Below are 21,069 nucleotides of genomic sequence, written 5' to 3' on the forward strand. Positions count from 1 at the left end.
CATGTCTCACACCTCAGGAGTGTCCCTGTGCGTATCGGATCCCTGCTGACCGCTGCCGCCCTGTTAGCCGCGTCCGCGGCCGTCGCCGCCCAGCCCGCGTACGCGGCCGCCCCGGCCGTCCAGATCACCAAGATCTACTACGACTCGCCGGGATCGCCGGACTCCGGCGCGAACAGCAGCCTGAACGGCGAGTACGTGCAGATCAAGAACATGACCAGGAAGGCCGTCAACCTCGCCGGCTGGACCGTCCGGGACAGGACCCGGCGGGACGATCACATCTACACCTTCGGCAGGCTCACCCTCAGGGCCGGCAAAACGGTCACCCTGCGGACCGGCAGGGGCAAGAACACCACCACCACCCGCTACTGGGGCAGGAGCGGCGGGACTCTGGCCTACATCTGGAACCAGACCAGCGACGCCGCCTACCTGCGGAACGCGTCCGGGAAGCTGGTCGACTCCTGCTCGTACAACTCGACGCGGCAGGCGTACAAGATCTGCTGACCTGACCGCGAGGTTCATCCCGGAGGGCCCGGCCGTACTGTTCACGGCATGACCGTGAAACCCGCGCCCGCCGCTCCGAGCGCCGGCGAACTGCTGGAGATCGCCGGCGCCCTGCTCCCCGGCCACTCCCTCGGCTCGGCCCGGCTCACCGAGGGCAACCTCCATCACGTCGTCCTCCTGCCGGGAACGGCGGCCGTACGGGTGACCAAGACCCCGCTCTCGGCGCAGGAGATGCCGCGGCGGATGGAGGCGCTGCGGGAGATCGCCAACGCGGGGCTGCCCTTCGCGGTGCCGGAGCCGCTCACCCCCGTCACCAGGTTCGGCGAACGTACGGCGGCCGCCGTCTCGTGGATCGACGGTGAGCCGCAGGCCGAGGGGCAGGGCGACCCCGAGCAGATCGGAAGGCTGCTGCGCGCCGTGCGCGAGGCCACCGTCACCCCACGCCTGCGGCGGCTGCTCAACGCCCCCCGGGAGAAGGGCTGGGCCGAGGCCCTGGCCGAGCACGTCGTCCCGCACCTGCCCGGCAGATGGAGGGACGAGTGCCGCAGGCGGCTGGAGGCGGCGCGGGACCTGGAGGCCGTGCCCGATGTGCTGGTCCACGGCGACCTCGGGGCCTCCAACGTGCACTGGAGCCCGGACGGTCGGCTGCTCGGCGTCCTGGACTGGGACCAGGCCCATCTGTTCGATCCCGCCATCGACGCGGCTCTGATGGCCTGGCACGGCTGGGACAACGTCAGGCGGGCGGTGGATCCGGAGACGTACCGGCGCGCCCGCGTCTACGATGCGCCCTTCGGTGTCGGGCATCTCATCGGGATCCTCGACGGCCGCCCGCTGATCAACGTCGACGCGTTCGTGCGCAGCATCGTCGCCTGGCTCGACAGGAACGCCTGACACCCTGGGCGTGTCCCGTTTGGGATCCAGTGTCCGGTGGTTACCGTAAAGAAGCATTCCGGATCGTGTGCAACCAGGTCCGCTCCTCCTGCGAAAGCGTGTACGGCGACAGAAGGAGCTGCGTGAATTGGACACGGTGACCTCGCAGGCCGGCCAGGTGCGCGAGCTGATCGACCGGCACCTGGCGCGGCTGCTTGACGAGCAGGTGGGGCGGCTCGACTTCCTGGACGGCCCGGACGTCGACCTGGTGCGCGAGCTCCTGGTGGCGTTCGTCCTGGAGGGCGGCAAGCGGTTGCGGCCCGCGTTCGTCTACTGGGGCTACCGGGCCGCCGGCGGCGGGCGACCTGAGGAGGTGCTGCCCGCGGCGTGCGCCATGGAGCTCGTACACGCCGCGGCGCTGCTGCTCGACGACGTGATGGACGAGGCGGACACGCGGCGCGGCCGGGCGGCGGCACACGTCGCGCTGGCCGGCCTGCACCGGCGGTCGGGACGGCGGGGCGACGCCGGCCGGTTCGGCGAGTCGGCTGCGACGTTGCTCGCGCTGCTGGCCCTGAGCTGGGCCGATGCGGTCCTCCTCGAGACGGGTCCGCGTCTGGAGGCCGCGCTCGACGTCCTCACCCGGCTGCGCGTGGAAACGATCTGCGGGCAGTACCTCGACCTGGCCCGCGCGCCCGGCGGCAACGGCGACGACGAGCAGGCCAGGCTCATCTCCCTCTACAAGTCGGCCAAGTACACCGTGGAGCGGCCCCTGCACCTCGGGCACGCCGTCGCGGGCGGCTGCCCGGGCACGCTGCGGCTGCTGAGCGCGTACGCGCTGCCGCTGGGGGAGGCGTTCCAGCTCAGGGACGACGTCAACGGCGTGTTCGGCGACCCGGCCAGCACCGGTAAGCCCGCCGGGGCCGACCTGCTCCAGGGCAAGGCGACCTACCTGCTCGCCGTCGCCCGCCGGCGGACCGGGAGCCCGGTCCTGGACGGCGTCACCGATCAGCGCGGCGTGGCGGCGGCGCGCAGGCTGATCGTCGAGTGCGGCGCGCTGGACGCGGCGGAGCAGCGCATCGCCGCGCTCGCCGGCGAGGCGGTCGCGGCGCTGGACGAGCCGCCCGGCATCCCGCCCGAGGCCAGGCAGGCTCTGGTCGAGCTGGCGGCCCTGTGCGCCGCGGGAGCCCCCGGATGAGTCCTGTCGTGGTCGTCGGAGCCGGTCTCGGCGGCCTGGCGGCGGCCGTCCACCTGGCCGCGGCCGGCCGCGAGGTCACCGTGGTCGAGGCTCTCGACGAGCCCGGGGGCTGCTGCGGCACCACCCGCGTCGGGGCGTACCGGTTCGACGCCGGCCCGTCCGTGCTGACCATGCCCGGCGTGCTCGCCGAGGTCTTCGGCGCGGCCGGTGAGGAGCTGCGGCGCTGGTTGCCGCTGCGCCGCCTCGAACCGTCCTACCGGCTCGTCTTCGACGACGGGTCGCGGCTGGACATGCTGCCCGAGCGCGAGGCGATGACCGAGCAGGTGCGGATGGTGTGCGGGCCCGCGGAGGCGGCGCGCTACGAGCGCTACCGGCGGCTGCTCGGCGAGCTCTTCCGGATCGAGTGGCCGGCGTTCATCAACGCCGACATGACCAGGTTGCGCGGCCTGGCCCGGCCGGCTGCGCTGCTCCGGCTGGCCGGGCTGGGCGGCTTTCGCCGGCTGGACCGCCTGGCCGCCCACCATCTGACGGACCAGCGGCTGATCAGGGCGCACACGTTCCAGGCGCTGTACGTGGGCCTGTCGCCGCAGCACGCGCTGGGCATCTACGCCGTGATCGCGCACATGGACACCGTCGGCGGCGTGTTCTTTCCCGAACGCGGCGGCATGCACGCCATACCGGCCGCCATGGCGGCCCTGCTGGAGAAGCTGGGCGCGGGCATCCGCTACGGCGTGCGCGCTCGCGAGGTCGGGACGGACGCCGACGGCGTCACCGGGGTGCTGCTGGAGGGCGGCGAACGGCTGCCCGCCAGGCAGGTGGTCGTGGCCTGCGACCGGCTGGCGGCCCAGAGGCTGCTGCCCGCACGGGCGGACGACTGGCGGCTGCGCCGCCCCCGCCACTCCCCCTCCTGCCTGGTGATGCACGCCGGCCTGGACCGCCCACCGGCCGGCCAGGCGCACCACACGCTGCACTTCGGGCGGGCCTGGGAGGAGACGTTCACCGCGCTGGCGGCGGGCCGGCCACAGCCGGACCCGAGCCTGCTGGTCACCTGCCCGGAACCGGACGGCGACGCGGCGCCCGACGGGCACGCCACGCTCAGCGTCCTCGAACCGGCGCCCAACCTGCAGCGCGTCGCCGACTGGGGCCGGCTGCGCCCGGAGCTCGAGGCGCGGCTGCTCGGCCGCCTGGCCACGCTCGGCTACGGCGACCTCGCGGGCGCGCCCCGGCTGGTGGTGGACCCGCCCGCCTGGGCGGCGCGCGGGCACAGCGCGGGCACGCCGTTCGCGCTGGACCACCGCTTCACCCAGACGGCCTGGCTGCGCCCCTCCGCCGTCGCCCGGCGGGTGCCCGGGCTGCACTTCGCCGGCATGTACACCGCACCCGGTGTCGGGGTGCCCACGGTGCTGATCTCCGGCCGGCTCGCCGCCGAACGCATCGTCAAGGAGGCCCGTTGACGCTCACCGCCAGCTACGAACGGTGCCGGCGACTCCACGCCCGCTACGGCCGCTCCTACTACCTCGCCACCCGGCTGCTGCCGCAGTGGAAGCGGCGGCACGTGCACGCGCTGTACGGTTTCGCCCGCTACGCCGACGAGATCGTCGACTCGTTCACCATGACCGCCGACCGGTCCCGAGCGCTCGACGGGCTGTGCGCCAGGGTCGAGGCCGGGCTCACCGGGGCCAGACAGGACGATCCGGTGCTGCCGGCGCTGCTGCACACCGTCAACTCCTTCGGCATCGACCACGACGACATCGCCGCCTTCCTCGCCTCGATGCGGGCGGACCTGTCGGTCACCCGGTACGCCACCTACGACGACCTGCTCGGCTACATGGCCGGATCGGCCGCCGCCATCGGCACGATGATGCTGCCGGTGCTGGAGCCGGCGCCGGGCTGCGAAGAGGCGGCCCGCGAGCCCGCCCGCCAGCTCGGCCTGGCCTTCCAGCTCACCAACTTCCTGCGTGACGTCGGCGAGGACTTCGCCCGCGGCCGGGTCTACCTGCCGATGGAGGACCTCGGCAAGTTCGGCGTCGAGCCGGGCGAGCTGGGCGCCGCCCGCACCGGACGGGCCGTAAGGCGGCTGCTGGCCTTCGAGGCCGGGCGCGCCCGCGAGCACTACCGCGCCGCCGCCGGCGGCATCGGCCTGCTCGTCGCCTCGTCACGGCCCTGCGTACGCGCCGCCGTCGATCTCTACGGCGGCATCCTCGACGAGATCGAGCGCGGCGGGTTCGAGGTCCTGGCCGGCCGCGTACGGGTGCCGCGCCGGCGGCAGGCGGCCGTGTTCGCCCGCCACCTGCTGGCCTCCGCCGAGGCGGGCAGGACCGAGCGCCGCGTCCGCGTGGAACTCCCGTGACAGCCGTGCGCCCGGTGGTCCTGGACGCGATGGGCGGCGACCACGGACCGGCGGAGACGGTCGCCGGTGCGGTGGCGGCGTGGCGCGCGCACAAGGTGCCGGTCATCCTGGTCGGCGACGAAGCGCGCGTGACCGGGGAGCTGCGCAGGCACGGCGCCGCGGGCGAGCTCGCGGTCGTGCACGCCGACGACGCCGTCCCGATGGCCGAGCGCGGCCCCGCCGCCACGGCGCTGGCGACCTCCAGCCTCGCGGTCGGCTGCGAGCTGGTCGGCCGGGGCCACGGCGGGGCGCTGGTGTCCGCGGGATCCACTGGCGCGGTGGTCTCCTGCGCGGTGCGCGGCATCGGACGGTCCGGCGTGCTGCGGCCCGCGCTGGCGGTGGCGCTGCCGTCGCTGCGGGGCGGCGCGAGCGTGCTGGTGGACGCCGGCGCGACAGCCGATCCGAGCCCGGCCATGATGGCCGAGTTCGCGCAGCTGGGCGCCGGGTACGCGCGAGCCGTGCTCGGCCGCCCCGACCCGATCGTGGGGTTGTTGTCGATCGGGTCGGAGCCGGGCAAGGGCAACCGGCTGACCCGCCAGGCCGGGGAGCTGCTCGCCGCCCTGCCGCTGCGCTTCCACGGCAACGTCGAGGGCCATGACGTGCTGGCCGGCACCGTGGACGTGATCGTCACCGACGGGTTCACCGGCAACGTCGTGCTGAAGAACGTCGAAGGGTGCGTACGCACGGCGCTGACCATGGTCGCCCAGGCCGGCATCGCCTCCCCGCGGCAGCTCGCGAAGGTGGCCCGCCGCTACGACCCTGAGACCCATGGCGGCGCCGCCCTGCTCGGCCTGCGCGGCACCGTCGTCGTCGCCCACGGCTCGTCGCCGGCCGCCACGATCGCCAGGGCGTGCGTGGTGGCGTACGCGCTGGCGGGGCCGGAACCGGCGACCGGCATCGAGGCGACGGCGGCGGAGCGGGTGACATGACCCGCTCAGCGCAGCGGGTCGGCGCCGTTCCAGGTTCCTTCACTGGCGTAGGGGGCGAAGCGGGCGAACAGCTCCTCGGCGTACCAGTTGTGCGCCCGTACCTGGCGGATGACCCGCTGGTGTGCCCCGTCCCGGTAGGCGAAGGCACGCACCGCCTCCTGGTCCCGCCACAACGAGAACGTCGCCTGCCGGGCCAGCGGCCACTCCCCCATGCCGATCGAGCGCAGGCAGCCGTCCTGCCGCCGGAGCAGGTCGTCGACGGGCGGAACCGACCGGTAGAAGGCGACCAGGCGGCCGGGCCGGATGGACGCCCTGGTGAGCACCGCCACCGGCCCTCCCCCGCCGTCGGGGCGGGCCGCCATGCCGTCGAAGGGGTCGCGCCCGGCCCAGGCGCCGCGCGAGGCCAGCGGGACCAGCCGCGCGTGCCAGCTCTCGTACGCCTCCGCACGCCAGCGGGCGGCGATCGGCGAGACGCGCAGGAACTCCTCCAGGTCGTCCTCTCCGCGCCAGACCGCGAACAGCGCCCACCGGCGCAGATCGGCTCCCAGCGACATGGAGCGGCCCCGGCCGGTGCCGAGCAGCCGCCAGAACAGCAGCCCGCCGGCGCCCCGCAGCAGCGGCCGGTCGAAGGCCATGTGCTTCATGGCGCCCGCGCTGCCGTACCGGACGAGGTGGAACGAGGCGATGGTCGAGGTGCTCGTGGCGGTCACCGCCGGCTACCTGCTCGGCTCGGTGCCGGTCGCGGTCGTGGTGGCGGGCGGGCACGGCGTCGATCCGCGTGACGTCGGCGACCGCAACCCGGGGTACTGGAACGTCAAGGAGGAGCTCGGGCGGCGGGCGGCCGTGCCGGTGTTCGCCGGCGACACGCTGAAGGGCACGCTGGCGGCCCTGGCGGGGCTGCTGGTCAGCGGCGGCCACACCACCGGGCTCGGCGTGGTGTCGGGCCCGAGCGTGGTGCCGGTGTACCTCGCGGTGGCGGCGGCCATGGCCGGGCACGCGTGGCCGGTCTTCGCCTCCTTCCGGGGCGGCCGCTCGGTCCTCACCTTCGCCGGCGGCGTCGCGGTCATCTGCCCGCCGGCGTTCGTGCTGGCGGTGGCCGTGCTGGTCGTGACGGCGCTGGCGCTGCGCTCGTTCGCCGCGGGGGCGCGCCTGGCGGTGTTCGCGGTGCCGGTGCTGCAACTGCTGTTCGCGCCCGTGGAGGTGGTGGCGGCCACCGGCGGGCTGATGTGCCTCATCGGGCTGCGCTTCTGCCTGGTCGCGCTGGCCGCCCGCCGCCGCTGACGCGCGGGTACGTGCGGCCACGCCACGCGCGGACGGGTCGCAGCGTGGCCTGGGTCAGCCGGAACGCGGACGCCGGGTCGAGCAGCGGCGACAGCAGCACGCCCGCGCCCGGTTCGCGATAGCTGCCCCGCAACGCCCTGGCCAGCAGCAGCCGCATCCCCAGCAGCGCCACGTCCAGCGCGGCCGGGCGTCCGGCGGCCAGCCGGAGCACGGGCAGCGCCCCGGTCAGCCAGAGGACGGCCAGGTCGGCCGCCTGCCGGCCGGGCCCGGTCACGTCCCGCAGCGGCAGCGAACGGCCCCACTCCCGCCACAGCTCGCGGACCGAGTCGTGCATGTCCACCTCCAGCAGGCCGCCCGCGTCCAGGAAGCCCACCGTCCAGCCTCGCCCGGCCAGGCAGCGGGCCAGCGCCACATCGTCGGTCATGCGATCACGTACGAGCGCGAACCCCTCCACTTCGGCCATCCGGGCCCGCCGGAAGGCCATGCACTGGCCGTTGGCGACGACGCGGCGCGGCGGCGGCGGGCTCGGCGGGCCGATGGGCCCGAACCGGTAGACCAGCGTGGCCAGCATGGAAGCGTGCAGGGCCTGCTCCAGCACGCCGTCGCAGACGAACCGGGGACCGGCGCTCACCAGGTCGTACCGCTCCAGAGCCGCCGCCAGCGCGCCGAACAGGCCGGGCGCGGGCCGGGCGTCGGCGTCGAGCGTCACCACGACCTCGCCGGCGGCGGCGGCCATCCCCTGGTGCAGCGCCCACTGCTTGCCCACCCATCCCGGTGGCAGCGGTCCCGCGGTGACGACCTTGGCGCCCAGCGACGCGGCCACCCGGGCCGTGCCGTCGCGGGAGCCGTCGTCGACGACGATCACCTCGGTCACGGCGGGCGCCGCCGGCACGGCCCGCAGGCACGGTCCGATCCTGGCCGCCTCGTCGCGGGCGGGGATCACCACGGAGATCGTCGTGCCGGCGTCCAGGCGGGGCCGGAGCCGCGGCAGCCGCCGCCGGCCGCGCGCGAGCCTGGCGGCGACGACAGCGGCGGCGACGATCTGGGCCGCGGTGAGCGGCCTCACGGCGCGCCCCCGGGGAGGTCCCGTGCCACCAGCCCGGCCACGATGCGCGCGCCCAGAGCCACCATCGGCAGCCCGCCGCCCGGGTGCACCGAGCCGCCCACCAGGTACAGGCCGCGGCGCGGCCCCCGGTTGCCCGGGCGCAGGAAGGGCGCCAGCCTGCCCCTGCAGGCGCTCCCGTAGATGGCGCCGCCCCAGGATCCGTAGCGTTCCCGCAGGTCGGCAGGGGTGAAGACGTCGACGAAACGCAGCCGACCAGCCAGGTCGTGGCCGCGCTCGGCCAGCCGCTCCAGCACGAGATCCCGGTACGCCGGCACCCCGATCGGCCATCGGCCGGGGTCGCGGGCGGGCACGTTGACCAGCACGGTCCAGTTCTCGGCGCCGCGCGGGGCCTGGGAGGGGTCGTCCACGGCCGAGCAGCCGACGTAGATCGTCGGGTCGCGCGGCGGGCTCCCGCGTTCGAAGATGTCGGCGAACTCCCGCTCGTAGCCGGCCGAGAACAGCACCGAGTGATGCGGCAGCCCCGGCGTGCGCCCCTCCACCCCGGCCAGCAGCAGCAGCGCGGACGACGAGCGCCCCAGCCGCGCGATGCGGCGCAGCCGCCGGCGGTCCGGCAGCAGGCGCGCGTACAGGGCGGCGGCGTCGGTGTTCGCCACCACGACGTCGGAGCGCACGCGCTCTCCGCTCGCCAGCCGCACCCCCGTGACCCGGGAACCGCCGGCCTCGACGGCGGCGACCGGCTCCGAAAGGAACACCTGCACACCTGCCGTTTTCAGCAGCAGGGCCAGGTCGTCGGCCAGCCGGGCCAGGCCGCCGGGCGTATACCAGACACCCTGCCCGTGCTCCAGCGCCGGCACGCACCCCAGCGCGGCGGGCGCGAGGTACGGGCTCGACCCGGCGTAGGTGGCGTAGCGGCCGGTGTACTGGCGCAGGCGGGGGTCACGGAAGTAGCGGCGGGCCAGCCCGTCCAGCGTACGCGCGGGCGCCACGGCCAGCAGATCGGACAGCCGGGCCTGGCCGGGCGGGCGGATAAGCGGCCCGGCGAACACCGTCCGGTGCGCGGCCCGCAGGCAGCCCCGCGCCCAGCCGTGGAAGGCGCGCCAGCTCGGTCCCTCTCCGGGAGCCAGCCGCTCCACCTCGGCCGCCATCCGGTCCGGGTCTCGCGGCGCGTCCAGCACCGTGCCGTCGGCGAACCGGTAGCGGCACAGGAGCTCCGGCTCGACGAGCTCGCGCCGCAGCCCCAGCTCGCGGAACAGCTCCGGCATGGTGAGCAGCGAAGGCCCGAGGGAGAAGGCGAACCCGTCCCGGCGGTGCTCGGCCAGCTTGCCGCCCAGCCGCGCGGACTGCTCGTACAGCCGGACCTCGTGCCCCTGCCTGGCCAGCAGCAGCGCGCACACCATGCCGCCCACGCCGCCGCCGATCACCGTCACCTCTGCCATGACCGCCTCCAGGCCAGCGCGGCGAACACGCCCATCGTGATCCCTCCGGCCGCCGCCACCAGCGGGTCGGCGGGCTCGAACACCGCCGCGAAGGCGACCGTCTCCATCACCGCCATGACCGTGTACAGCACGAGCAGGCCCCGCCCTGGCCCGGCGTCGCCGCACACGCGTCCGACGGCCAGCATGACCAGCGCCGACACCAGCAGCCAGCCCGCGAAGTTGCTCAGCGGGATGCCGCGGTACGCGCCGCCCTCGGCCCACGTCCACATCCCGAGCCGGACCATCTGCGGGTCGAGGAACAGGTCCCACGCCGTCAGCGCGCCCGCGCCCGCGGCGGCCCGCGCCCACCTCCCCGCCGGCGCGACGGCGGCCGCCACCGCGTACGCCGCCAGCCCCATGCCGCCCCAGGCCAGCGCCACCACGACGGGGACGCCGCCCACCTGCGGCCACAGCACGTCGTTGTAGCGGTAGACGCCGAACGGGAATCCGGTCAGCACCCCGGCCACCTCGGCCGCGTAACCGGTGAGCACCGCCGCGCCGAACGCGGCCACCGCCCTGGCCGTCCCCCACGTGTCGGCCGCGAAGGCCACGGCACACGCCGCCAGCAGCACCACGATCGGCCCGGTGTACCGCTCCGGCCGCGCGTCCAGCCCGGACGCCACCTGCAAGGTCACCATGGCGAGCAGCGACAGCACGCCGAGCGCGCGTGCCGGCCGCAGGGCCGCACCCGTCACCCGTTCGCCTGACGTCTGTTCCACACGCTGTCTTCCGGAGCGGCCGCAATCACGATCTACGTGCCCGGACGCGTGCCAAGCGAGCCTCATGGCCGTCCGAGCATCGGGACAAGATTCGCTCCGTGCGCGGTGCGGGTCAGCCGGTCGTGGCGGGGGCCGGCTTTCCCGGGCACGTGGTGGTGCGCCTGCCGGTCTCGAAGTAGGCGACGATCTTCTCGGCGCAGCCGGGCACCTGGGAGGCGGAGCCGTGGACGTCGTCGTCGACGGTCACCAGGGTGCCGCCGACGGCCGCGCGCATGGCGCGCGCCCACTCGTACGGTGTCACGGTCTCGTAGCGGTGGCCCGACAGGATCAGCGAGCCGCCGGTGGGCCGCACCTTCGGCGTCTTCGCCGGCAACGGCCACCCCGCGCACATGTGCACGAAGTTGCCCGTCCGGCCGGTCACCGGATAGTGCTTGAGACGCTGCTGGTAGGCCTTCCAGTTCGGCTGGAACGCGCTCGCGGTCGGATCCTCGTTGCAGTGGAACGCACGGCCGGCCGTCTTGTCAGTCCCCCCGTCCCCACCTCCGCCCTCACCCTCGCCCGGCTTGCCGAACGCCTCCTTGACCGCCGGGGGCGCGGCCGGGCCCTTGGCGTCGGCGAGTTCCTTGAGCACCTGGGCCATCCCGGGCCACTGGCCGCTGGGCCGGCCGGCGGCCCGGGAGATCAGCCCGCCGTCCACGGTGAGGCCGATGTCGGTGAAGGTCAGCGGTTCGGCGTCGTACCGCCTGACCATGTCCTCCACCGCGGAGACCACCTGCCGCTTCGAGGTGCCGAGGCCGTAGGTGTCGTCGCGTTCGGCCATCCAGGCGGCCATGCGCTCGAAGTTGCGGTCGACGGCGTCGGTGTGGGTCTTCGTCCAGAAGCCCTTCCAGATGTCGGGCGGGGTCACGCTGTCCAGCCACATCCGGCCCACCCTGGTGGGGTACATGGTCCTCATGACGGCGCCGAGCCACGTGCCCCACGAGACGCCGTAGAAGTTGATCTTACGCTCGCCCAGGGCGGCGCGGATCCGGTCGATGTCACGGGCCACGTTGGGGGTGGTGAGCTGCCTGAGGAACGCGGGATCCCGCTGGACGCACTGCTTGCTCCAGGCGACCATGTCGGCGTAGGCCTTCCTGGCGTGCTCCTCGGTGATCGGTCCCGGCGCGGGCGTGCCGCGCGGGATGTCGGGGCAGGAGACCTTGGTGCTGCGGCCGATGCCGCGCGGGTCGATCCCGATCAGGTCGTAGCGCTCGTTGAGTGCTTTGGCGCCCCTCATCGCGAGGTTGATGGACATCAGGTAGCCGGAGCCGCCCGGCCCTCCCGGGTTGAGCGCGATGCTGCCCAGGCGGTTCTTCTGGTCGGAGGCCCGCAACCTGGTCAGGGCCACGGTGATCTGCTTGCCGTCCGGGTCGCCGTAGTCCTGGGGGACGCGGATCGTGCCGCAGTCCGTACGGGCGAGCAGCCGCCTGAACTCGGCGAACTGATTCTCCTTGAGGCCCTGCTTGCGGAGGTCCTCGTCCGAGAACTCCTGACATTTCTGCCAGGTGATGGATGAGGGCTTGGGCTTGGAGTCGGCGGCGGCGGGCACGCCGACCGTGAGGGAGCTCATCAGCAGGGCTCCCGAGAACAACCCGCGGGCCGCTGTCGCACGGTTCACTGGTCGAGGTCCTTTCGGCGGAGGGTGATCCGGCGGGGCACGCGAAGGGCCGCACATGCCGGTCTTCTGCGGTTCCGCTCCTTTATGCACCGCCGCCTGTTTCCCTGCCGTTTCCGCCTGCGGGCACGTCAGCCGTCGGGCTCGCGCAGCTCGCGGCGGAGCCGGTGCAACCGCAGGGCCAGCTGCACTTCCAGGGTGTGGTCCGGGCTGTTCCAGTCCATGCCGAGCAGGCGTCTGACCCGGTCGAGGCGCTGGGTGACGGTGTTCGGGTGGATGTGCAGCCGTTTGGCGCTGGCGACCAGGCTCTGCCCGGTGGCGAAGTAGGTTCCGAGCGTCTCCATCAGCGCGGTGGACCGCTGCTCGTCGTGCCGGATGACCGGCCCGAGGGTGCGTTCCACGAAGCGCACCGCGGACGCGCCGTCGCCGAGCAGCAGTCCGGCGTATCCGAGGTCGTCGGCCGTGGCGGCGGCTCCCACCCGTTCGAGCCGGAGCAGGGCCTGCACGCAGGCCAGCGCCTCCGCGTACGCGCTGGGCAGGTCGGCCGGGTCGTCGACCGGTCCCGCGGCGCCAGCGGTGACCGGCGAGCCCAGCCGCGTGGTCAGCGAGCGTGCTATCTGGCGGCCGGTCAGCGACGGGTCGTCGGAGGGGACGACCAGGATCGCCTGGCCGTCCCGCACCGTGCTCAGACCGTCGCGGGCGGCCGCGAGGTCGGACGCCACGGAGGCGAGGCTCTGCCGGTTCTCCGCCCGGATGTGCGCGACGACGACGGCATGCCGCTTCTGGGGCTGGTAGCCGATCCGCAGGGCCCGCTCGGCCAGCGAGGAGTACGTGCGTGGGGTGGGCGTGAGGAGGTCGTCCAGCAACTCGCCGCGCACTCTGGCCTCCGCGGCGGCGAGGTTGCGGCTGAACAGCTGGAGCAACGACGCGACGACGGCGGCCCGGGCGAGCAGCCGCCTGTCCAGGTCGCCGACCTCGGACGGTGCGGCCGGCGGCCCCCACGCCAGGGTGCCGAGGTTCTCGGTGCCGGCGACGAGGCCGGTGACCCAGTACGTCCCGTCGTGGGTGACGGCGGAGCGGCCCGCGGCCCCGCCCGCGGCGGCGGACATCGCCCGCAACACCTCATGGGAGGCCCCGGGCGTCCAGGCGACGGGCGTCTCGAACTCGTCGAAGATGGCGAGCACGCCACCGAGCTGGTCGCCCGCCGCGGCCACGACCTCCTGCACGCCGCCGCCCCGGAGCACGATGGCCATGCTCTGGTCGTGCGCCGCGACCGCCCTTTCCTGGTCGACCGTACGTTGCCGCAGAGCCTCGTTCTCCCGCCGGAGGGCCGCCAGGGTCTGCTTCTGGTCGTCCCTCGACCGCGCCTGCTCGATGGCGGTCGCGGCGAGGGTGGCGAAGGAGCCGAGCAGAGCGATGGCGTCGTGGGAGAACCACCCCGGCGTGCGGTTGGAGGCGAACAGCACCCCGATGACAGCGCTGGTCCGCAGCGGCACGCCGACGATCGACACCTGCCGCTCGGCCCTGACCGAGGTGTCGACCGCCGGATCGTGCGTCAGCCGTTCGTCGCTGAAGTAGTCGGGCGTCGAGAACGGCGTGCCGGTGGCGGCGACCCTGCCGCCGATGCCGATCCCGAACGGGATCCTGACGTCCTTCCACGCCGAGGAGGTCGCGCCGACCATCACCTGCATGCAGGTCGCCCGGCCCTCGTTGTCGTTGAGGCTGAGGTAGGCCATGTCACAGCCGAGCAGCCGCTGTGCCTGGCTCACGATCAGGCTGAGGATCGTGTCGGGGTCGCTGCGGTCCTCCGCCAGCTCCTTCGCGCACTCGACGAGCGCGCGCTGCTGTTCGTGGCGGCTGCGCCGCTTCTCCAGCGTGTCGCGGAGCTGGAGCGCGAGCGTGTGCTCGGCGTGCAGATCCGCTATCTCGGCGGGTGAGGCGGCGCCGGCCACCGCGTCGTGCAGGACCTCGTCGTAGTGGGGCAGCGGGGCCCCGTCCACGAGAAGCTGGAGGAAACTGCGCCTGTTCACGCCCTTGCCCATCGTTATAGCACTCGCGCTTCCACAATGGGCACTAGTCAAGTCCCGCGGATCGCCAATTACCAGGCTGCTGCGGAGATAGGTGAATTCACGGGGCGTTCACCCATGCAACGGGCGGGCTTTCACGGTCAGGCCGGGGTGTCGACCGACTTCTTGGGCTCGGCGGGCACGTCCGCGGGCGCGTCGGGCGCACGCCGGGCGGCCAGCAGGTGGCGGGCCGTTCCCCAGATGCCCCGGCGGAACAGCAGCACGACCACGATGAAGATCGAGCCGGTGATGATCCCGGTCTCGGCGAACCCGGCGGTGGCCAGGAAGTCCTGGAGCTGGACGATCAGCGCCGCGCCGATGGCGCCGCCCCACAGCGTGCCGATCCCGCCGAGGATGACCATCATCACGGCCTGCCCGGAGGTGGTCCAGTAGACGCCTTCGAGCGAGGCGAAGCCGTGGCCGATGGCGAAGACTCCTCCGGCCGTCCCGGCGAGCGCGGCGGACAGGACGAACGCCTGCAGCTTGTAGCGGTCGACCGGGTAGCCGAGAGCGCGGGCCCGGTCCGGGTTGGCGCGGATTGACACCAGCACCCGGCCGAACGGCGAGCGTACGATGCGCCAGGCGACGAACAGCCCGGCCAGCACGAACGGCAGGCCCGCGTAGTAGAAGAAGAACGAGTCGGACAGGTCGAGCCCGAACAGCTCCCGGGGGATCCCCTGCAGGCCGTTCTCCCCGCCCGTGACGTCCCGCCACTGGTTGGCCACGAAATAGATCATCTGGGCGAAGGCCAGGGTGACCATGGCGAAATAGATGCCGCTGAGCCGTACGGACAGGAATCCGATCGGGAGCGCCAGCAGTGCCGTGAACGCCGCGCCGCCCGCGATCGCGACCGGGAACGGCAGCCCGCTGTGCAGCGCGATCAGGCCGGTACAGTACGCCGACCCGCCCCAGAACGCGGCGTGCCCGAACGACAGCAGCCCGGTGAAGCCCAGCAGCAGGTCCACCGACGCGGCGAACAGCGCCCAGCAGGCGATGTCGAGCGCCACCGGCGGGTAGATCAGCCAGGGCAGGGCGAAGGCGGTGACGAGCCCGGCCGCCAGGAGCAGCCACCCGCCCCGGCCCGAGCGGGCCAGCCTGGTCAGGATCACCGGAACGCCTCCTCGCGTCCGAACAGCCCGGCCGGGCGCCACAACAGCACGGCGGCCATGAGGATGAACACCAGGATCTGGGAGAGCGCCGGCACGTACAGGTTGCCGAGGGCCGACACCAGCCCGACGGCGAAGCCCGCGGCGACCGAGCCGAACACCGAGCCGAGACCGCCGATCACCACGACCGCGAAGACGGTGATGATGAGGTCGGCGCCCATGAGCGGGTTGACCGCCCGCATCGGCGCGGCCAGCACCCCGGCGAACGCGGCCAGCGCGATGCCGAAGCCGAACACCGGGGTCACCCACCGGCCGACGTCGATCCCGAGCGCCCGGGTCAGCTCGGGCCGCTCGGTCGCGGCCCGCACGATCACCCCGACGCGGGTACGGGTGAGCACCAGCCACACCGCCACGCACATCAGCACCGACACGGCCAGCACGAACACCTGGTAGGCGGGGTAGGTGAACAGCCCCAGGTCGACCGTGCCGTCCAGGGCCTGCGGCCGCGGGTACGGCTGCGAGCTCACCCCGTACTCCCGTTTCACCAGGTCCTGCAGGATGAGCGCGAGACCGAAGGTGAACAGGAAGCCGTAGAGCGGGTCGAGCGGCGTCAGCCGCCGGATGAACAGCCGTTCCAGCACGATCCCCGCGGCGCCCAGCAGCGGCGGCACCAGCAGCAGGGACACCCAGAAGTTCAGGCCGAACGCGTCGAGCGCGACGAACGCCCCGAAGGCGCCGAGCATGTAGAACGCGCCGTGGGCCAGGTTGACCACGCCGAGCATGCCGAAGATGACGGACAGGCCGAGGGCGAGCAGAGCGTAGAAGGCTCCGCCCACCAGCCCGTTGAACGCCTGCTGGAGCACGCCGGCCGCCTACAGCTTGCAGGCGGGGTCGGGCTGCGGCTGGAACGCCTCCGACGCCGGGATGGTCTTGAGCACCTTCACGTAGTCGTACGGCTCCTTGACCTCGCTGGACGGCTTGACCTGCGACAGGTACGCGTCGTGCAGCAGCAGGTGGTCCTGGGCGCGGATGGTGGCGTTGCGGGCGAACATGTCCTCGATCTTGTGGCCTTCGAGCTGCTTGACCACCTCGTCGGAGTTGTCGGTGCCGCCGCGCTGGACGGCCTCGAGATACTGCAGGGCGGCCGAATAGTTGGCCGCCATGTTGGCGGTGGGCCGCTTGCCGGTCCTGGCGTGGAACTTGTCGGCCCAGGCGCGGGACTGCTCGTCGGCGTTCCAGTACCACATGTCGGTGTAGCGGGTCCCGGCCAGGGCGTCCGCGCCGAGCGAGTGGATGTCGCTGAGGGCCAGCAGCCCGACCGCGAGCCCTACGCCCTTGTCGCGCAGCTTGTACTCGTTGTACTGCTTCACCAGGTTGACCAGGTCACCGCCGGCCTGCATCGTGCCGATCACCTGCGGCTTGGGGTCCAGGTTCGGCGCCTTGAGCAGGAACGTGGAGAAGTTGTCGTTGGGGAACGGCGTCGGGTCGGACTCGACCACGGTGCCGCCGGCCGCGTTGATCGCCGTGCTGAACGTCTTCTGCATGTCCTGCCCGAACGCGTAGTCGGGGTAGACGATGTACCAGTTCTTCGAGCCGTCCTTGGTGACCTCGGTGCCGGTGCCGTGGGCCAGCATGTAGCTGTTGTAGCCGTAGTGGAAGGTGTACTTGTTGCACTGCTTGCCCTCCAGCTCGGTGCTGGCGGCGCCGACGTCGATGAACACCTTCTTCTTGTTCTTGGCGATGGTGGCAACGGCGAACGCGGCCGAGGAGGTCGGCACGTCGAGGATGACGTCGGCCTGCTGCCGGTCGTAGAGCTCCTGCGCCTTGGAGTTGGCGATCTCGGGCTTGTTCTGGTGGTCGGCGTCCTTCACCTCGATGGTCTTGGCCACCGCCTTGTCACCATATTTCGCCTGATGGTCGGCCACCGCCATCTTGACGGCCTCGATCGTCAGGCGCCCGGAGGTGTCGGCGTAGATGCCCGACTGGTCGTTCAGCACGGCCAGCACCACCTTGCCGTTGCTGATCTTCTCGTCACCACCGCCAGGACCGCCTCCGCACCCGGCCAGCAGCAGCCCCGTGGCGGCCAGGCAGCCGCTCCAGCCTGTGACTCTCATTCAGGCATCTCCTCTTTTCCCGGCGGGGTGGTCGTCAGATTCCGAGGTATTCGAGCAGCTCGTGCTCGCGCTCACGGACCTGCTCGTTGTCCAGCGACTCGACGATCCGGCCCTCGGCGAGCAAATAGTGGCGGTCGGCGACCGTGGCGGCGAAGTGCACGTTCTGCTCGATCAGCAACACGGTGACGCCGGCCGCCTTGACCTCGCGCAGGATCTCGCCGATCTGCTGGACGATCAGCGGCGACAGGCCCTCGGTCGGCTCGTCGCACAACAGCAGTCGGGCGCCCGTCCGCAACACGCGGGCCAGCGCGAGCATCTGCTGCTCACCGCCCGACAACTTCGTCCCGGGAAACCGGCGCCGCTCACGCAGCGGCGGGAACGTCTCGTACACCCGCTTCAGCGACCACGGCTCCTGGCTCCCCTTGGTCACGGGCGGGAGCAGCAGGTTCTCCTCCACCGACAGGGTGGCGTACACGCTCCGGTCGTCGGGGACGAAGCCCAGGCCGCGGCGGGCCCTGCGGTGCGCGGCCAGGCCCGTGATGTCCTCGCCGGACAACGCGATCGTGCCCGTGGTCCTGCCGTACGCGCCATGCAGCCCCATCAGGCAGCGCAGCAGCGTGGTCTTCCCGGCGCCGTTGCGGCCGACCAGCGTGACGATCTCGCCCTCGTCGACCCGCATCGACACCTCGCGCAGGGCCTGCGCCTCGCCGTACCAGGCCGACAGCCCGTCAACGCGCAGCATGAGAGTCTCCGAGGTAGGCGGTGATGACCCGCGGGTCGTGGCGGATCTCGGCGTACGGGCCTTCTGCCAGCACCTTGCCGTGCTGCAGGACGGTCACCCGGTCGGCGAGGCTGGCCACCACGTTCATGTTGTGCTCGACCAGGACCACGGTGCGGCCCGCACGGATCCTGCGGACGAGCTCGCACGTACGGTCGACGTCCTCCACGCCCATCCCGGCGGTCGGCTCGTCGAGCAGGAGCACCTTGGGGTCGAGGGCCAGGGCGAGCGCCAGCTCCAGCGCGCGTTTGCTCCCGTACGGCAGCGAACCCGCCGGGACGCCGCCGTGGCCGGACAACCCGACCTGGTCGAGCAGCTCCTCAGCGCGCTCCGCGAAGCGGGCCAGCGCCCGGTCGGAACGCCAGAACCGCCAGCCGAGACCGGTGGGGCTCGCCAGCGCCAGCTCCACGTGCTGGTGCGGGGTCAGCTCGGCGAACAGGCTGGTGATCTGGAACGAGCGCGCCACGCCCAGCCGGGTGATCGCCTCGGGGCTGCGCCCGGCCAGCTCCCGGCCGCCGGCCAGCAGCACGCTGCCCGCGGTCGGCTTCAGGAAGCCGGTGAGCAGGTTGAACAGGGTGGTCTTGCCGGCGCCGTTGGGTCCCACCAGCGCGTGCACGCTGCCCTCGGCCACGTCCAGGTCCACGCCGTCCACGGCGAGGAAGCCACGGAACTCCCTGCTCAGCCCGCGCACCTTCAGGACGGGGACGGATCCGCCCGGGGCGGCGCCGTGCCCGCTCCCCACCGGATCTGCTCCCATGCGCCCTCCTCGCGCGTCATGACGTGACCCGCGTCACGCTCAGGCCGCCGTAACCGTGAACGCTAAGTGGGAGCCGGGCCGGCGGACCAGGTGAGAAGGACACACATTCCGGCAGCCCGCTATGAGCTGGCGCACACACCACGTGGCCTTAAGAGGGCTGCGGCCCGCTGTGCTTCTGATCGGGCACCGCGTACGTGACTCACGCCGGTTGCGGCTCGGCGACCGGCGCTTCCCTGCTCCTGACCGGTCTCGTCACCTGCTTCGCCACGCAGGAAGGCAGCCCCGCCACGACACCCGCCGCGCGGCGCTGGTAGTCGCTGGGCGGCCTGCCGACCAGCTCGGTGAAGCGGGTGCTGAAGGTGCCCAGCGACGAGCAGCCGACCGCGAAGCAGACCTCGGTGACGCTGAGGTCGCCACAGCGCAGCAGCGCCATCGCGCGCTCGATGCGACGCGTCATCAGATAGGCGTACGGCGACTCCCCGTACGCGAGCCGGAACTGGCGGCTGAGGTGTCCGGCCGACATGTGCACGCCGCGGGCGAGCGCCTCGACGTTCAGCGGCTGCGCGTACTCCCTGTCGATGCGGTCGCGCACGCGGCGCAGTCGCGCGAGGTCCTTCAGGCGTTCCGCCGCGGTGAGAGCGCGCCCCCATGCGGGATTGCACATGAGAGAACCCCTTTCGTCGATTCCTGAGAGCGAGACCGGCTCAGCGGAGCTGCTGGATGCGGACCAGGTTGCCCGCGGGGTCGCGGAAGGCGCAGTCGCGGACGCCGTACGACTGCTCCGTCGGCTCCTGGACGACCTCGGCGTCGCCGGACTGCACCTTCTCGAAGAGGCCGTCGAGGTCTCCGGTGGCCAGCAGGATCCAGCCGTAGGTGCCCTTGGCCATCATCTCGAGGATGGTGCGGCGCTCGTCCTCGGTGATGCCGGGGTCGGCGGCCGGCGGCGCCAGGAGGATGGACGTCCCCGGCTGGCCGGGAGGGCCGACCGTGATCCAGCGCATCTTGCCCTGTCCGACGTCGCTGCGCACCTCGAAGCCGAGGGCGTCGCGGTAGAAGGCCAACGAGGCCTCCGGGTCGTCGTGCGGGAGGAAGGTCGTGTGAATGGTGACGTCCATACCGCCACGTTAACCGCGGCCCGATGACCGGTGCTTCTCGAATCCTGACCGGTCCTGTGGTCAGCTCGCCGGCACGCGGGTTTGGTTGATCTGCCGGAATGTAGACCAGGCCAGGACGTGGTCGATGAGACCGGTGTTTTGACGGTGACGGGAAATCAGACGCCCACGCGGTTCGTGTGCCGGAGTATCTCCGAGGCGATGCGGGCAAGCGCTGGGGCGGGCAGGCTATGCCCCATGCCTTCGATCGGCACCAGGACGCTGCCAGGAATCGCGGCAGCGAGCGCCCTGCCCTGCTCGAAGGGCGCCATGAGATCTTCGGTGCCATGGATCACCAGTGTGGGAGACGTGATCGAGCTGACCAGCTCAGAACGGTCGCGGGAGGCCATCACCGCGAGAATGTGATTCTGCATCGTGTGCGTCATGTCGCCGGCTCGGAGGAACTCTCGTGCGATGATTTCGCGTGTCGCCGATTCATCGAACGGTGACAGGGAGCCGGACAGGATGCGGGCCAGGTCGAGTCGGGCCTGGATGCGCTGTTCGTCGGTGGTCGGCGGATCGGTGACCTGCCGAGCGTCCCACGCGACCAGTCGAGGATCCCGTTCAGAGCCACGGAACGTGCCGCTCTGTGGGTCGATCGCGGCAGCCGCGGACATGATGGCCGTCAGGGTGCGCACCCGTCCGGGGTGTTGCAGGGCGATCTCCTGCGCGATCATGCCGCCCATCGAGGCGCCGACCACGTGCGCGGCGTCCACGCCCAGCCCGTCCAGCACGCCGACCGCGTCATCGGCCAGGTCGGTCAGGGTGTAGGGCCGCGCCGCGTAGTCGACCCGGCCGGACAGCCCGGTGTCCCGGTTGTCGTAGCGGATGACGTAGTGCCCGCCGGCTCGGAGCATCTCGCACAGGTCGTCCGGCCAGGACGTCCCCTGGGCGCCGAGCCCCATCACCAGCAACATCGCCGGATCGGCCGCGTCTCCCAGAGTCTCGCACCACAGGCGCACCCCGTTGCTCTCGATCCATCGCTCCATCGCCTGCTCCCGTCTCCGCCGGTACACTT

The 21,069-nt window shown here is 72.6% G+C and carries 21 protein-coding genes; 7 read left to right on the forward strand and 14 right to left on the reverse strand.

The window, feature by feature from the left end; genetic code table 11:
* Nucleotides 1-27: 27 nt before the first annotated feature.
* The 6 genes from ACTWPV_RS29220 to ACTWPV_RS29245 all read left to right on the forward strand — a co-directional run bounded on the left by ACTWPV_RS29220 (nucleotide 28) and on the right by ACTWPV_RS29245 (nucleotide 5,884).
* Nucleotides 28-501 carry a lamin tail domain-containing protein gene (locus tag ACTWPV_RS29220; RefSeq protein WP_443154246.1) on the forward strand — a complete coding sequence of 158 codons (474 nt, stop codon included), beginning with the start codon at nucleotides 28-30 and terminating at the stop codon, nucleotides 499-501.
* A gap of 48 nt (nucleotides 502-549) precedes the next feature.
* Nucleotides 550-1,392, forward strand: a complete 843-nt coding sequence (locus ACTWPV_RS29225; RefSeq protein WP_443154247.1) for a phosphotransferase — start codon at nucleotides 550-552, stop codon at nucleotides 1,390-1,392.
* A gap of 136 nt (nucleotides 1,393-1,528) precedes the next feature.
* Nucleotides 1,529-2,566, forward strand: a complete 1,038-nt coding sequence (locus ACTWPV_RS29230) for a polyprenyl synthetase family protein (protein WP_443154482.1) — start codon at nucleotides 1,529-1,531, stop codon at nucleotides 2,564-2,566.
* Nucleotides 2,563-4,020: a phytoene desaturase family protein gene (locus ACTWPV_RS29235; protein ID WP_443154248.1), complete on the forward strand. Its 1,458-nt coding sequence runs from the start codon at nucleotides 2,563-2,565 to the stop codon at nucleotides 4,018-4,020. The genes ACTWPV_RS29230 and ACTWPV_RS29235 overlap by 4 nt, the downstream gene beginning before the upstream one ends.
* Nucleotides 4,017-4,916 (forward strand): phytoene/squalene synthase family protein, encoded by a 900-nt coding sequence (locus ACTWPV_RS29240; RefSeq protein WP_443154249.1) that lies wholly within the window; start codon nucleotides 4,017-4,019, stop codon nucleotides 4,914-4,916. Before ACTWPV_RS29235 ends, ACTWPV_RS29240 begins: the two co-directional genes overlap by 4 nt.
* On the forward strand, nucleotides 4,913-5,884 hold the full coding sequence (locus tag ACTWPV_RS29245; protein WP_443154250.1) for a phosphate acyltransferase: 972 nt from the start codon (nucleotides 4,913-4,915) through the stop codon (nucleotides 5,882-5,884). Before ACTWPV_RS29240 ends, ACTWPV_RS29245 begins: the two co-directional genes overlap by 4 nt.
* Nucleotides 5,885-5,889: 5 nt before the next feature.
* On the opposite strand, the gene ACTWPV_RS29250 is transcribed toward ACTWPV_RS29245, so the two are convergent.
* Nucleotides 5,890-6,594, reverse strand: coding sequence for a spheroidene monooxygenase (locus ACTWPV_RS29250; protein ID WP_443154251.1), 705 nt, complete (start codon nucleotides 6,592-6,594; stop codon nucleotides 5,890-5,892).
* Between ACTWPV_RS29250 and ACTWPV_RS29255 the strand changes: the two genes are divergently transcribed.
* Nucleotides 6,569-7,165: a glycerol-3-phosphate acyltransferase gene (locus ACTWPV_RS29255; protein WP_443154252.1), complete on the forward strand. Its 597-nt coding sequence runs from the start codon at nucleotides 6,569-6,571 to the stop codon at nucleotides 7,163-7,165. The genes ACTWPV_RS29250 and ACTWPV_RS29255 overlap by 26 nt on opposite strands.
* Here ACTWPV_RS29255 and ACTWPV_RS29260 read toward each other — a convergent pair.
* The 13 genes from ACTWPV_RS29260 to ACTWPV_RS29320 all read right to left on the reverse strand — a co-directional run bounded on the left by ACTWPV_RS29260 (nucleotide 7,116) and on the right by ACTWPV_RS29320 (nucleotide 21,040).
* Nucleotides 7,116-8,231 carry a glycosyltransferase gene (locus ACTWPV_RS29260; RefSeq protein ID WP_443154253.1) on the reverse strand — a complete coding sequence of 372 codons (1,116 nt, stop codon included), beginning with the start codon at nucleotides 8,229-8,231 and terminating at the stop codon, nucleotides 7,116-7,118. The genes ACTWPV_RS29255 and ACTWPV_RS29260 overlap by 50 nt on opposite strands.
* Complete coding sequence (locus tag ACTWPV_RS29265; protein WP_443154254.1) at nucleotides 8,228-9,667, reverse strand: phytoene desaturase family protein; 1,440 nt, start codon at nucleotides 9,665-9,667, stop codon at nucleotides 8,228-8,230. Before ACTWPV_RS29265 ends, ACTWPV_RS29260 begins: the two co-directional genes overlap by 4 nt.
* Nucleotides 9,655-10,425 (reverse strand): carotenoid biosynthesis protein, encoded by a 771-nt coding sequence (locus ACTWPV_RS29270; RefSeq protein WP_443154255.1) that lies wholly within the window; start codon nucleotides 10,423-10,425, stop codon nucleotides 9,655-9,657. The genes ACTWPV_RS29265 and ACTWPV_RS29270 overlap by 13 nt, the downstream gene beginning before the upstream one ends.
* 112 nt (nucleotides 10,426-10,537) lie before the next feature.
* Complete coding sequence (locus ACTWPV_RS29275) at nucleotides 10,538-12,082, reverse strand: alpha/beta fold hydrolase (protein ID WP_443154256.1); 1,545 nt, start codon at nucleotides 12,080-12,082, stop codon at nucleotides 10,538-10,540.
* 128 nt (nucleotides 12,083-12,210) lie between these two features.
* On the reverse strand, nucleotides 12,211-14,109 hold the full coding sequence (locus tag ACTWPV_RS29280) for a helix-turn-helix domain-containing protein (protein WP_443154257.1): 1,899 nt from the start codon (nucleotides 14,107-14,109) through the stop codon (nucleotides 12,211-12,213).
* 137 nt (nucleotides 14,110-14,246) lie between these two features.
* The gene (locus ACTWPV_RS29285) at nucleotides 14,247-15,254 is read right to left on the reverse strand and encodes a branched-chain amino acid ABC transporter permease (RefSeq protein WP_347646137.1); all 1,008 of its coding nucleotides are present in this window, start codon (nucleotides 15,252-15,254) and stop codon (nucleotides 14,247-14,249) included.
* Nucleotides 15,251-16,114: a branched-chain amino acid ABC transporter permease gene (locus ACTWPV_RS29290; protein ID WP_347646136.1), complete on the reverse strand. Its 864-nt coding sequence runs from the start codon at nucleotides 16,112-16,114 to the stop codon at nucleotides 15,251-15,253. The genes ACTWPV_RS29285 and ACTWPV_RS29290 overlap by 4 nt, the downstream gene beginning before the upstream one ends.
* Nucleotides 16,115-16,123: 9 nt before the next feature.
* Nucleotides 16,124-17,365 (reverse strand): ABC transporter substrate-binding protein, encoded by a 1,242-nt coding sequence (locus ACTWPV_RS29295; protein ID WP_443154258.1) that lies wholly within the window; start codon nucleotides 17,363-17,365, stop codon nucleotides 16,124-16,126.
* Between the two features lie 34 nt (nucleotides 17,366-17,399).
* A complete protein-coding gene (locus ACTWPV_RS29300; RefSeq protein WP_443154259.1) occupies nucleotides 17,400-18,107 on the reverse strand; it encodes an ABC transporter ATP-binding protein in 708 nt (235 codons plus the stop codon).
* Entirely contained in the window at nucleotides 18,094-18,900 is an 807-nt protein-coding gene (locus tag ACTWPV_RS29305; protein WP_347646133.1) for an ABC transporter ATP-binding protein, read from the reverse strand. Before ACTWPV_RS29305 ends, ACTWPV_RS29300 begins: the two co-directional genes overlap by 14 nt.
* Nucleotides 18,901-19,099: 199 nt before the next feature.
* Complete coding sequence (locus tag ACTWPV_RS29310) at nucleotides 19,100-19,564, reverse strand: helix-turn-helix transcriptional regulator (protein WP_443154260.1); 465 nt, start codon at nucleotides 19,562-19,564, stop codon at nucleotides 19,100-19,102.
* A gap of 40 nt (nucleotides 19,565-19,604) precedes the next feature.
* Complete coding sequence (locus ACTWPV_RS29315) at nucleotides 19,605-20,015, reverse strand: VOC family protein (RefSeq protein ID WP_443154261.1); 411 nt, start codon at nucleotides 20,013-20,015, stop codon at nucleotides 19,605-19,607.
* Nucleotides 20,016-20,170: 155 nt separating this feature from the next.
* Nucleotides 20,171-21,040 carry an alpha/beta fold hydrolase gene (locus ACTWPV_RS29320; RefSeq protein WP_443154262.1) on the reverse strand — a complete coding sequence of 290 codons (870 nt, stop codon included), beginning with the start codon at nucleotides 21,038-21,040 and terminating at the stop codon, nucleotides 20,171-20,173.
* Between the last annotated feature and the right edge of the window lie 29 nt (nucleotides 21,041-21,069).

Source organism: Nonomuraea sp. KM88 (assembly GCF_052245635.1).
Classification (GTDB): Bacteria; Actinomycetota; Actinomycetes; order Streptosporangiales; family Streptosporangiaceae; genus Nonomuraea.

Excerpts from the sequence above, each read along its gene's own strand:
- ACTWPV_RS29300 (WP_443154259.1), bottom strand. The coding sequence starts at position 18,107 with ATGCTGCGCGTTGACGGGCTGTCGGCCTGGTACGGCGAGGCGCAGGCC.
- ACTWPV_RS29320 (WP_443154262.1), bottom strand. The coding sequence starts at position 21,040 with ATGGAGCGATGGATCGAGAGCAACGGGGTGCGCCTGTGGTGCGAGACT.
- ACTWPV_RS29315 (WP_443154261.1), bottom strand. The coding sequence starts at position 20,015 with ATGGACGTCACCATTCACACGACCTTCCTCCCGCACGACGACCCGGAG.
- ACTWPV_RS29235 (WP_443154248.1), top strand. The coding sequence starts at position 2,563 with ATGAGTCCTGTCGTGGTCGTCGGAGCCGGTCTCGGCGGCCTGGCGGCG.
- ACTWPV_RS29305 (WP_347646133.1), bottom strand. The coding sequence starts at position 18,900 with ATGGGAGCAGATCCGGTGGGGAGCGGGCACGGCGCCGCCCCGGGCGGA.
- ACTWPV_RS29295 (WP_443154258.1), bottom strand. The coding sequence starts at position 17,365 with ATGAGAGTCACAGGCTGGAGCGGCTGCCTGGCCGCCACGGGGCTGCTG.
- ACTWPV_RS29265 (WP_443154254.1), bottom strand. The coding sequence starts at position 9,667 with ATGGCAGAGGTGACGGTGATCGGCGGCGGCGTGGGCGGCATGGTGTGC.
- ACTWPV_RS29225 (WP_443154247.1), top strand. The coding sequence starts at position 550 with ATGACCGTGAAACCCGCGCCCGCCGCTCCGAGCGCCGGCGAACTGCTG.
- ACTWPV_RS29310 (WP_443154260.1), bottom strand. The coding sequence starts at position 19,564 with ATGTGCAATCCCGCATGGGGGCGCGCTCTCACCGCGGCGGAACGCCTG.
- ACTWPV_RS29255 (WP_443154252.1), top strand. The coding sequence starts at position 6,569 with ATGGTCGAGGTGCTCGTGGCGGTCACCGCCGGCTACCTGCTCGGCTCG.